Below are 12,656 nucleotides of genomic sequence, written 5' to 3'. Positions count from 1 at the left end.
CAATGCTAATTTTTGGTATACCTGTTGTACCAAAATTTATCTCTGACCAACCTAAGCTATCATTAATGTTCAGTCTACTATTACTAACTTCAACGGTACTATTAGCACCAGACCACAATATGGCCCTGCGGCGCCGCCCACTAGTTATAGTGACATCAACTAATGAATCTTGTAAGATCTCGACATGTGCGGATGCCCCCCCAATATGCAATCCATTATTGAAACTTGCATCAGGCCCAATATTGGTTGACGATGATCCTGCAGCCGTAATAGCTAGTTTTGATTCATTTTTCACAGATAACGTTGGTTGTTTTTTTCCATTTCCCAATCTAACTGTATCTGATCCATTTGATTGTACCGTTGTAGCCCATGTACTAATAACCTCTAGTCTGCTTTGATTGTCTAATGATAACAGTGAGTTACTTCCATCTAGCAGGAGTAATGTCCTATTACTTGCACTCGAAATAGTTACCTCACTGGCATCCAGAATCAAACGCGCCTGATCTCCGATTAACGACAGTTGATCTAGACGGATCTTTGAGTTCTTTATATTTACTTCTGGTTCGCTTCCTGTAAGCGCTACTAACCCGTCCATAGTTACTTCTGATTCTTCAGCAACTGATATACTCGGTGCTTGGCCGGTTAAATTCATTGAAACCCCTGCTGAGGATGTCACAGTAAGGTTTCCACCATTAACATGTATGTGTGAATTGCTTCCTTGTAAATATATCGCAGGTATATGACTACTAACAGATAGATAGATAGATGCACCATTCTTAACTTCGATTTTGGGTGCGGCTATAGAGGAATCTGAAAAAAAAATTGACGCTGCTCCTCTATCTATTATTACTTTAGTATTATTTGTAGCTATAATTTCTTTAGCTTGAATAAACGTTTGATCAGCTGCTGGACGTGTAAAGTTTGACTCTCCGCCAGTAAAGAGAATCCTTCCATTAGGAAGATTGGCTAATTTCATTGAATTTGCACTCAATTCATTCGTATCTTCCATTTCAAAAGTCCAATTAGTACTATTGACTGCAGTAGAATTAACTAAAGGCCTAGCATTGACTTTTGTAAGTGTCGCATTTTCAATTCGAAAGATGCATGGTTCAGGCACTTCTCCTAGTTGAAAATACAAATCATTATGACCGAAAGTCAATGTATATCCGTTTCCTTGGATAAGTAATGAACGATCCACAGTTAATATGTTTGCGGTAGCTTCTGTCAAATTAGTTTGAACAGAAATGATCCCAATAGCTGGATTGGCAACTGCTTCTCTGAATTCTGCCATCGTAGCGACTTCTGCTGTTTCTCCATCAAAAACTGTCGGTTCGACCACTTGTGACGCCTCATCGGTCTCTTCCGAATCTGTTTGTTGCTCCTGTGGAGCTTCTGATACAGGATCACGTACTTCTTCTGCCGGTTGTTCATTCTCTGGATCTTCTTCTATTCCATTGTCTTCTTTTAATTCCTCTTTTCCAGTTGGATCATCCTCTGACAATTCCGTTTCTTCGACCGGGACTTTCTCATTCATCTCTTCTTTCTCAATGATTTCTAGATGAGCTGTCGTTTCTTCCACCGACAATTCATAGTTTCCAGCTTCTACAAAGACTAGAGGAAGGACAAATGTATTTTGTGCACGTTTTGACTGAAAGATCCACTCATTAGGCTGTGCTCCTTCCTCAACTGAAATCCCTGTTGGTAATTTATCTTTAATAATCGTTGCTTCTTCTGGTATGAGTATTCGTACTTCTGACACTTCCTGATTTGAAAAAAACGTCACTTGTAGAGGAACCTCTATCGTTCCTTGCATGCGCGAATGAGTAAAGAAAAAATGTGGAATACTAATCGGTTCTTCTTCTAGATAGTTTTTCATCGGGGGAAGTTCCATTAGTTCTTGTTCCTCAGTGTCCACCGTTGTCTTTGCGTAGACCATGCCGACAGGCGTAAATATAGCTTGCATGATCAAGATGGTTGTCCCTAACACAAGCATCGGTCGTCTAAACCTCGTGATCATATCATCCACTCCTTCTTACTGTTCTTGCTCGTTTGTTGCTCTTGCTTTCTGTTTTTGAATCAGTAGATACAAAATGACGCCAAGTAAAAGAATACCCAAGACGATTGATCCGACCATCCACCAGTTGGTGTTCGTATCGATCGTCACATCTGATCGATTAAAACTCCGGGCATCTTCTGTTTCAATTATAAATGTCCGCTCCCAAGACCATTCTTCTTCTCCTGAGGTGGCTTTTAATTTTAATACATACTCGCCAGATCGGAAACTGTCTCCCTCAAGGGGAATCGGGAAGTTAAAATTTGAATTGGGTGCCATCTGCATCATTTCTTCACTGGCTTTGTAGAGAATATCGTCTTCTCCAGCTCGTTGCACCGTGGCTTCGACCGCCAGTTGATTGATAAATGCTGGCGTAAAGTTTTGTAAATTAGCACTGATCACGTTTCGATAGTTCAATTGGTCCGCAAAAACATCTAAAAGCTCAAGATCTGGTTGGACTGAATTTCGTGCGTTACTGACGACGACACCTATGACATAGGCAAATTCGTTTTTGATTGCGACCCCTTCTCCATTGTTTGGAGATTCTTCTGGTTCGTCTTTGACTTGTGCGATACGCAATCCACCAGCTAGAAAGCCTTCAAATGATTCTTGGGGCATATGTAACGGGACACTGATCGTCTTTGTTTCGTTACCAGCTAATTCAATGATTTCCGATGGATCGATCAGTTCATCCAATGAGTGAGACAGACTCGGATCTGGTTCTTTTGCATCCTGACCATATTCTACGACGCCATGGACATTGGTGTACGCAGTATGTGGGGTTACTTGCACTCGGATCGAATCATTACTGGCATTTTGTAGTTTTAGTGCTAAATGTTCTGTTTCTCCAGCAGACAGATTCAAATCAAAATAGCTACTGGATCCTTCAACTTGACTATCAGGAAATTCCGGTGTGACGTAAAAGTTCAACGTACCTTCCTCTGCTTGCCCTATAACTGGAAACAAGCCAAGCATCAGCGTGAAAAGTAATCCAAGCCAACGCGCCTTTTTTTTCATTATCATCGCTTTTTGTTTATTCAAGAAAAACATCCTTTCTAAAAAAACAGCGCTACAAGTAGCTGCAACGCTGTCGAGAGTCAATTATCTAATCTAGTGTCATTGAATACTTGTTCGTTTTCTGCCTTTTACTAGGCGTTATCATCTTCGTCACCACCAGAGTTATCTGGTGTGTTCTCTAGTTCCCAAGTCAGAGTAGACGTATAGGTCGCCTCATCTTTGGCGGTGGATCCAGGGATGAACAATTGAATCGCACTATTTTTGACCACATCTTTTTCAGGATCAAAGCCTTCGGCTTCAAATTGATCCATTAAGTCTTTTTGATTTCCCCAGACAACAGAGGATGCCCCTGCCCCTTTCCCTTTTTCTGCTTTCATGACTGATTGCGCAGCACCATTAGGCAACAACGTTAGTCCAGCTGTATGGGCCGTTGGTGCATTTTCTTGGTTACTTCCTTCGTAACGAATAGCCGAATCAACTAGCGTAATTTGAGAACCGATCAAAATCTTGTTCTGTGAGTTTGACTCAAACTCACTCAAACTCACCTTTAGATTCCAACCTTCATTATTCCCCCTTAGATCCTGGACTTGCGCAAATGATACGTAAGGAACGTGGGTTGGCCCATCTGTCACTGGATTTGTTAATTTTGCCATTTCTGCAATCATATGATAGGTTTGATCTTGGTTTGAGATGACTTGTGATCCAAAGTTCATTGTGGTAGCTTTCATGATGGATAATGGGCCTGTTGTTCCGGGTACTTCTGGTTCAATCTCGACATCTGGTCCGCCTTCGTCAGGGTCGACTGGTGGAATAACCACTAACTCACCATCTTCGTCTGTTGGTGCTGTAAACTGAATCTGGCCTTCTGTCGTGACTTCCCTCGTTTCACTAGCCAAAACGGATACAGTCCCTCCCATTAAGATCGTGCTTGATAGTGCGGTTATTGTTGTTAAACGGAGTAATTTCATGTACTAATTCCTGCTTTCTTATAGTTCTCATTTTTTATGTGATTTTTCTTTCGTTTCCACAAAAGAAAAACGAAACTGACACTCAAACTTCCTAAGCTTTGAAGCCAAGAAGAGACGTTATCATTTGTTTGTGGTAATATTCCTCCTGGCTTGGCTCCTTCGGTGATTGGTGGTCTCACCATACTTCCAGGTGGTGTTGGATCAGGTGTGCCGATAGGTTCATACACCCCAGTAAAGCCAACGGTTCCATTTGTCTCAACCTTTTGTACTTCTGTAGCATTTATCATAATACATGGAAAAAAAATAAGGATGATAACGAACACAAGACCTTCTTTTCTATTAGAAAACATGGTCCTCCTCCTAGATTTGTCTCAAAATTCTTTGTTATTCAGAATACAATATAATCGATTTCGTGAACTTTGAAAAAATTGATTTATTAGTATTCTTGAGACCTTCAGACTTATTACGAGTCTTTTTTATTGCAATCTCAATAGCGGAAGGCTTTTGGTAATAGTTGTTAAGTCTGCACGCGTGTTTCCTTACAAGATTCATCATAACTTGATAAAGAGAAAAAACGAAATCGCTCTTTTCATCAGCATCGGAAAAAATCGAAAAAACCCCTACACCTAAGTCGTGAAGGGTTAAAAATTACACGTGTTTTTTTCTGTAACTGTTGCCAATCTTGTTCATCTGGTACTGCTTTAAGAAAAAGATACTCTGTATGAAGAGTATAGTCTAATATATCTAGAATAATTCGTACCGATCAAATCTACATCGATATCTTCTAGTCTTCTTAATTTTATATTTAATTATTCTATATTTATTTTACTGCATTTAAAGCTTACAGGCGCTAAATTTTTTTCAAGAGTTTCTATCACACTGTGAGTTTTTTTATGACTTTGTTCTTTAATATATAGTGGTATGGTATAGTGTAGTTTTTTAAATCCCAGTTGAGTGTATAAAAATCAAAGTTTCTGGTAAATAGCAGTTATGTAATTTGTTTCTTAGTTTCTCTACTATCAAAAAAACAATAAAAACTTGTGACAACTGGTCGTTTATTTTTCTGGAGATGCTACTGATCAATTTAGTTTTCTTCCTCTAAAAGTGACAGAAAAGCACATTTTAGAATTTGCAGTTGACTTGAATGAATACTCCCAACCATGTTTTTCGAAAAGTTGCTTTACGATAAACAATCCTAAACCTGAACCCCCAGTATCTCTGCTTCTGTTGAAATCGGGGCGATAAAAAGGTTGGAAAATCTTACTTAATTCTTCTTCCGTCAGTATCTGATTCACTTCATTTTCAATCACTAACTGTTTACCATCAAAAAACAGATTGATTTCTCCCTCATACTTCGTATATTTGAAAGCATTACTTAATAGATTATCTAAAATTTTATCTATATCATTTTTATTGCCGATGATCATCCCCTCTTTTAGATTAACGACTAATTTTTTCTGTTCTGCTTCAGCCATGATCTGGAAAGAAGTCAATTTATGTTCGATCATATCTTTGATTGAGACTTCTTCATAGTTTACATCTTCTGGAGGCAATTGGTTTCTTGAGGCAAAGAGAATATTGTTGATCATCTCTGTTTGTTCCTGCAAAATATTTTTACAAACTTTTAAATATCGTTCTCTATCTTTAAATTTCCCTACATTATAAATCATACCATCAATCAGCCCCATCAATGAAGCAATGGGTGTTTTCAATTCATGAGAGGCGATTTGCATAAACTCTGACTTTACTTGTTCCAATTCTTTCGTTTTAGCTACTTCAAGCTCTAACACTTCAATTGTTTGGATCAAAGAAGCATATAGATGGTTGATATCTTGAGCTAAAAGTGAGATTTCATCGATACCGTTGGATTCACAACGAATATCCGAATCTAATTCCATCATTTTCTCTGTTACTTTGGATATTTCTTTAATTTTTTTTGTCGAATAAATACTATAGAAGTACGCGCCTATCCCACCGATGATCAATGATATGATAATAATAAATGGATATAAGTGAAGTAAGACTTTACTTGCTTCTTCGACTGGTTGCATTGAATACATACCAACTAATAAATAGGTGTTGCCTTGTTTGTCAGTAATTTCTTGAAAGAGGCTCATGTCATCTGAGAAAAGACTTATTCCTGAATAGTCAATATTCTCTTCAAAGAAAGGGCCAATGACTTGACCTTGGTTATTAATCAGCATGATATCAAGGTTTTGTTCTCTTCCAAACCAGTATTGATCAATAACGTTTTGCATTGTAGTTAAATCTTTGTTCTCTATACTATTTATTACTTGATCGAATTCCTTGTTTATTTCATTCAATTTCATTTGCTCATAATATACAGGCATCGTAAAATATAAAGCAACCAACGAAGTAATTGAGACTAAAAAAATGATGATCCCAGAGAACAGAAAATTTTTCAGCATGATATTCATGGTTTGTCCTCAAGTTGGTAGCCTCTGTTTTTGATCGTTTTTATTGATAAAAGAGGCATTTTCTTTCGGATATTTTTTATATGATTATCCAATATTCGATTTTCCAAATGATATTCATACGACCAAACTTGATAAACCAATTGTTCTCTCGTCATTATTTTCCCTTTGTTTCTTATTAGAATGGCTAAAATATCATACTCTTTTCTTGTTAAATGGATTTCTTCCTCTTTGACTTTTACAAGACCACCTTCTAAATCAATAGCATACTCACCGATGGTGATATGTGGATTGCCCTGATTTATCCGAAAAACATTTTCGATCCGTTTGATCAAAATAAGCGGGGAAAAAGGTTTGACGACATAATCACTGATCAAATGGGAAAAACTAAGCAACTGTGTATATTCATCATCCAAGGCAGTCAGCATGATGATCGGCACATCCGACGTTTCTCGCATTTTCTTTAAAACATCCGTTCCGCTTATTCCAGGCAACATAATGTCCAATAGGATCAATTCAAATGTTTGCTCAGCAAAAGCCTCTAGCGCCTGTTCGCCACTTCTCACTGAATAAACTTCATACTTTCGATCCTTTAAAAATTCCGTCACGATTTGATTGATCATATATTCATCTTCAACAACTAAAATTTTTTCCATATAGCTCTCTCCTTATTCAAAGCGTAATGCTTCGATAGGGTTCAATTTCGATGCTTTCATCGCCGGTAATAGACCAAATATCACACCCATTAGTTTACAAAATACTAAGCTACCGACAATGGAAATCACTGATACGATATAAGGATAATCCAGTGATTGCGTAATGACATAGCCACTTAACAAACCAATAAGCACACCTAGTATCCCACCAATCAAAGTTAGAACGATAGCTTCTACTAAAAATTGTTTCAAAATTACTTTTCTTCTTGCGCCGAGTGCTTTCTTTATTCCGATTTCCTTCGTTCTTTCCGTGACAGAGACCAACATGATATTCATCACACCGATTCCACCTACTAATAATGAGATACTTGCTATACCAGACAAAAGAATAAAACTTGACTGGTTAATTCGTTCCAATTCTCTTGCAAATTCTTTAAGATTCATCACTCCATACTCATAATCGGATGGGGGGACCTGTTGATTGAGAATCTTCGCAGCTTTTTCTGCAGCCCCTTGTAATTGATCGGTATTATTTGTTTGGATTGTGACAAGCGGTACAATATTCAACTCATCAGAGAGTTTATGCGCTTGCTGCAAAGGAACGTAAGCTCTTTTATCAAAGCTAAATAGATTACTACTATTTGGATCTAATTTAAATACACCTTGAACTTTAAAGGGGACTCCACTCACTTCGACAAACTGTCCTATCCCTTCTTCATTTGGAAATAATTTGTCATACAAGGAATCTTCCAAAAAAATTGCTTGTTGTTGCTCTTTGAAGTCCTTGGAATTAAATCCATTTCCTTTGATGAAGTTTAATTGCTCCAAATCCTCAATAGATGAAGTGACAGCAGAAACTTTGGCGTCAACCCCTTTTTCTTTCCTGTAGATTCTCCCATCTTTTTGATAAGTCAAACCACTTGCTAAGACTTCTGGTATCTTATTGATGTTCTTTAGTGCATCTTCGTCTAAGAATGGGAAATATAACGGTCTTTGCTCTTCCTTCTCAGACATGATTCCCTCAGAAAAGGCCCCATGTTGGAAAGCATTTTTTCTATCATATTGGATATTCATCGTATTATTGTTACCACCAATCATTTCTCGCTTCATTTTTTCGGTGTTGCCGCCTATGATACTGGAAATCGAAATAATTGCAGCAATTCCAATGATGACACCTAGCATAGTCAATACCGAACGCATCTTATGAGCAAAAATTGATTGTAAAGCAAATCTGATTTCTTCCATTCCTGATCACCTCACTTCATTTTGCTCGTCGTTGACTATTTGACCATCTCGTAAAGTGATCGTTCGTTGACATAAAGCTGCGATTTCTGGCTCATGGGTAATTAGAATAATCGTTTTTCCTGCTTTGTGGAATTCCTTAAAGAGATCTATGATTTGACTACTAGTTTTTGTATCAAGTGCACCTGTCGGCTCATCACCCAGAACAAAACTAGGGTTAGTCACTAAAGCCCTCGCAATTGCAACTCGTTGCTTTTGTCCTCCTGATAATTCCATCGGTTTGAACTCACTTCGATCTGACAACCCTACTAGTTGCAACATATCCAAGGCACGCTTTCGTCGCTCTTTTTTATTGACTTTTTTATACGTTAATGGCATTTCCACATTTTGAGAAACCGATAATTTTGGCATGAGATTGAAATTCTGGAAAACAAAGCCGATTTTTTCGTTACGAAAATCAGCTAATGAATTGTCCGCTAACGTTTTAACATCAGTTCCTTCAACGATGTAATCTCCTGACGTAGCGGTATCCAGACAACCAATGATATTCATCAACGTCGACTTTCCTGACCCCGATGGCCCCATGATTGCAACCAATTCTCCTTCATTGATTTGTAAATAAATATCTTTAAGGACTTGTAACTCTTTCCCGCCCTGCCAATAAGACTTCTGAATGTTACTAAGCGTTAACACTTGCACCAACCTCCATTCCCTCGACCATCCCTGTTTGAGGAAAAGCAAGCTGATCTTCAACAGTCAATCCTTCTACTATTTCTGCGAGCCCATCTTCCATAGGAGTTACCTTTACTTCATGCTCATTGATCCGGTTATTTTCTACTTTCCATACATAATATTTTTCATCTTTTTCAATGAGGTATCTTTGATTGATAATTACCTTTCCTGACACAAAACCTTTCGGTAAAACATTGACGTACACATTAGAACCAATCAATGGCATTTCTTCTTTTTGATCAATCTTAACTTTATAAGGAAACTTAGATAAATTAGGATTTTCTTCTTTTTGATCATCTTGTTTTTCATCACCAGTTAAGTTTGCCACTTGCACAATATTTCCTTGCCAAGTTTTCTCTTGGTCTTTACGGTCCATGATTTCTACTTGCTGATCGACAGCGAGTTTTTCACGATCAAATTCAGTGACTTGACCATTAACATACAAGTTCGAATCATCAAGGATCTCCATAAAATTTTCTTCTTTTTGACGTTCTTTTGATTGATTGACTAAGTCACGATTCAACGATTTAATTTTTCCTGAATGATCAGCTGTCACTGTGTCTTCATTCAGCCGTTCATTTTCATTTTCCTGAAGCAATCGTGCCCTTCTTAATTCTGTTTCGGCGTTCATCACTTCATTGTCGCCAACCATAGCTTCTGCATGTAGACTTGTGACTTCTCCTTCTAAGGCTTTGATCATACTTTGTAACTCTTCGGATTTTTCTTTCGCATAATCCTGTCTGGCTTTTCCAAGCTCTGTTACTTTTTCGTTATGTGCTGTCCATTTTTGATTTGCAGTCGCTTGCGTTTGTTCTACCGCTCTTGCTTTGATTTCTACTTCCATCTCAGCTTCCAAAACTTTTCTCTGTTGATCCGTTTGGTATTTGAACAAGGGCTGCCCCTTTTCTACAACATCTCCTTCATTTACCATAATTTCTTTTACTATTCCTCGTTCTGGATCAATTTTGATTTTGTTGCTATTGTTTGGCATGACTTTTCCGGCTAAAATCAAATTCGACGCTTTCACCTCATCAATGAGGGATTTTACAGACTGAGCTTCAACAATCGGGTCTGAGGTTTGTTTTTTTGTCTTCCCATTAGAAGTAAATATACTTATTACGCTTACCAGTGATAACAATATGATGACCAGTAATGAAAAATACAACTTTCGATTAATTTTTTTTTTTTATTCATGTGTTTACTCCTTCATTATTATCAGTCGCTACAAAAGTACCCTTATAAATATTCGATCCAATGCTTATTCTTCGTTTTGCTGCGATACCTCTTCATCAAACGTCTGAATAACCGTTCCATCATCCAAAACTTGTTCCATCCCTTCTTTCCCGTCGATAGTAATTTTTCTTTCACTTTTCACTTTTGGTATCTCTGCTTCATCTCCATCTTTAGTCTCAGAACTGCATGCTGCTAAAAGGCCGATAGAAAAAACTAATACGAGGCAACCTTTATAATTAATACTTTTTTTCATAATTAATAATCATCCTTTTCTTTTGTTTTATTTTTTTAGCTTTGTTATATTTATTATCATACATAACATACCTATTCTCTTTCTAAAGCTAATCTGTTTTTTATGTATTTTTTTTCGAACAATAAAATACTGATCGATTTCCATTTTAAAAGATAATTAAATGTTTTTTTAAATATTTTTGATTAAAATTCTATATTCCGCTATTGTTTTTAATACTCTTTCGTTAAGTCATAACTCTCTTCCAGCAGGTAGATCAGAATGTAGATAAAAGAACAGATTTCTCTTTTACTAAGACACATACTGTATCTTAGTCCTTTTTTTGTGAAAAAAAAGGAATGAATCAGCTTGCTTCACCATGCAGGTATTTTTTTGTTATCTCTAAAATATCAATGGAAATCGTATCAATTTTGGTGACGTAACATGGACTCAAACGATCTTTTACATTTGTTTGGTTTCCCATTGCCATCGGGATACTCACCCTCATCAAAAAAGAGGACATTTATTAACTTCAAATTGCAAATGATTACTTGCTCTTGGCCGCAAATTATCAGCTTCCCGATTCTGAACACTTCCAGTGATATAGTTTTTTGTGCTTTTTTGGCTATGTTGTAAAAATTATGTGAGGAACAGGAAAATTTTTCTGTATTTCTATTTGTTGTGTACTCCATTAAAAGCTCAAATTAATATTATAAATTAGGACGCTACTCCTGATGATTGAACATTATTGTCACCTTTTCTCACATTATCTTATCCATTGATAAAACGATAGCCGCACATTTCGAGACCTGCCCTCCAATATGATGATGTAGCCTTCGTATGATTTATCGCTATGACAATATCTCATATAAATTTATAGTTCAATCTTTATTCCATTTCAGAATCTTGTAGGTATTAATCGTATGTTTATTTAAGAAATAAATTTGATTATCTAATATTAAAATTCAAACAGTCTAATATATTCGCCTTCCTCTACTCGAAATAACTTTTTAATTCAGCCACGATTCGCTCACTGGCTTGTCCATCTCCATAGGGATTTTTGGCTTGCGCCATCTGTTTGTATGCTGCCTCATCAGACAATAAATGAACGATTTCTGAATACACATGCTCCTCATGGGTACCAATAAGTTTCAAAGTCCCTGCTGCCATCCCTTCTGGGCGTTCCGTCGTTTCACGTACGATCAAGACAGGAATCCCCAAGGAGGGTGCTTCTTCTTGAATCCCTCCTGAATCGGTCAAAACAAGGTAGCTGCCTGCCAGCAACTGATAGAATGCAGGGGCATCCAATGGTTCGATCAGCTCAATATTTTGCTGCCCTTCTAAATAGTGTTGGGCAAGTGTACGGACGCGGGGATTTTTATGCATGGGAAAGACGATCGTCAGATCTGGATAAGCAACAGCGATACGTTTTAGTGCACGAAAGACTTGTTCCATGGGTTGCCCAATGTTTTCTCGTCGATGCATCGTAACTAAAAGGATTTTTTTCTCACTAATTAGTTTTCGCTCTTTTTTTTGTGCCAAGGTGTGGTACAAAGCGTCGATGGACGTATTGCCCGTGACTACAATACGGTCTTGTGGGTGGCTTTCTTTTAAGAGATTGGCACGGCTTTGATCCGTCGGTGCAAAGAGAAAATCCGCTAGTTGATCAATCAACCGGCGATTCATTTCTTCTGGAAACGGATCATTCTTGTTACCTGTTCGTAGCCCAGCCTCCACATGACCAATCAAGATCTGCTGATAAAAAGCGGCCAGCGCAGCTGCCACTGCCGTCGTCGTATCGCCATGAACCAACACCACATCTGGTTCTTCTGATTGGAAGATGTTTTCTAATCCTTCTAAGATACGACTGGTGATACTTGACAAGGTTTGATTTTCTCGCATGATAGCCAAGTCGTAATCAGGAGTCAGTTGAAACGCCCCTAATGTTTGCTCAAGCATTTCACGATGCTGCCCTGTCACGACGATCTTTGATAGGAAGCGTGGATCATTTGCTAGTTTTTTTATGACCGGTGCCATCTTGATGGCTTCTGGTCGTGTACCAAAAATAGATAATACCTTTATTTTTTGCAT

At 37.7% G+C, this 12,656-nt stretch carries 11 protein-coding genes; all 11 read right to left on the bottom strand.

The features are described from left to right. Positions 1 to 2,017: pectate lyase-like adhesive domain-containing protein (locus IGK85_RS17160; RefSeq protein ID WP_429972405.1), on the bottom strand; the 2,017-nt coding region annotated here is incomplete at its 3' end. A gap of 15 nt (positions 2,018 to 2,032) precedes the next feature. Then, positions 2,033 to 3,103 carry a DUF916 and DUF3324 domain-containing protein gene (locus tag IGK85_RS17155; protein ID WP_429972346.1) on the bottom strand — a complete coding sequence of 357 codons (1,071 nt, stop codon included), beginning with the start codon at positions 3,101 to 3,103 and terminating at the stop codon, positions 2,033 to 2,035. Positions 3,104 to 3,201: 98 nt separating this feature from the next. Beyond that, on the bottom strand, positions 3,202 to 4,038 hold the full coding sequence (locus IGK85_RS17150) for a WxL domain-containing protein (RefSeq protein WP_429972347.1): 837 nt from the start codon (positions 4,036 to 4,038) through the stop codon (positions 3,202 to 3,204). Next, entirely contained in the window at positions 4,035 to 4,388 is a 354-nt protein-coding gene (locus IGK85_RS17145) for an LPXTG cell wall anchor domain-containing protein (protein ID WP_429972404.1), read from the bottom strand. Before IGK85_RS17145 ends, IGK85_RS17150 begins: the two co-directional genes overlap by 4 nt. Before the next feature lie 729 nt (positions 4,389 to 5,117). Further along, a complete protein-coding gene (locus IGK85_RS17140) occupies positions 5,118 to 6,476 on the bottom strand; it encodes an ATP-binding protein (RefSeq protein WP_429972402.1) in 1,359 nt (452 codons plus the stop codon). Next, positions 6,473 to 7,129 carry a response regulator transcription factor gene (locus tag IGK85_RS17135; protein ID WP_429972401.1) on the bottom strand — a complete coding sequence of 219 codons (657 nt, stop codon included), beginning with the start codon at positions 7,127 to 7,129 and terminating at the stop codon, positions 6,473 to 6,475. Before IGK85_RS17135 ends, IGK85_RS17140 begins: the two co-directional genes overlap by 4 nt. A gap of 12 nt (positions 7,130 to 7,141) precedes the next feature. Continuing rightward, positions 7,142 to 8,374 carry an ABC transporter permease gene (locus tag IGK85_RS17130; RefSeq protein WP_429972400.1) on the bottom strand — a complete coding sequence of 411 codons (1,233 nt, stop codon included), beginning with the start codon at positions 8,372 to 8,374 and terminating at the stop codon, positions 7,142 to 7,144. Positions 8,375 to 8,380: 6 nt separating this feature from the next. Next, positions 8,381 to 9,064, bottom strand: coding sequence for an ABC transporter ATP-binding protein (locus tag IGK85_RS17125; protein ID WP_429972398.1), 684 nt, complete (start codon positions 9,062 to 9,064; stop codon positions 8,381 to 8,383). Further along, positions 9,051 to 10,241, bottom strand: a complete 1,191-nt coding sequence (locus tag IGK85_RS17120) for an efflux RND transporter periplasmic adaptor subunit (protein WP_429972397.1) — start codon at positions 10,239 to 10,241, stop codon at positions 9,051 to 9,053. Before IGK85_RS17120 ends, IGK85_RS17125 begins: the two co-directional genes overlap by 14 nt. Before the next feature lie 120 nt (positions 10,242 to 10,361). Next, positions 10,362 to 10,589, bottom strand: coding sequence for a hypothetical protein (locus IGK85_RS17115; RefSeq protein WP_429972396.1), 228 nt, complete (start codon positions 10,587 to 10,589; stop codon positions 10,362 to 10,364). A gap of 969 nt (positions 10,590 to 11,558) precedes the next feature. Beyond that, complete coding sequence (wecB, locus tag IGK85_RS17110) at positions 11,559 to 12,656, bottom strand: non-hydrolyzing UDP-N-acetylglucosamine 2-epimerase (RefSeq protein WP_429972394.1); 1,098 nt, start codon at positions 12,654 to 12,656, stop codon at positions 11,559 to 11,561.

Source organism: Enterococcus sp. AZ015 (genome assembly GCF_050499225.1).
GTDB lineage: Bacteria > Bacillota > Bacilli > Lactobacillales > Enterococcaceae > Enterococcus_D > Enterococcus_D entomosocium.
This window is presented reverse-complemented; position numbering and strand designations above follow the sequence as displayed.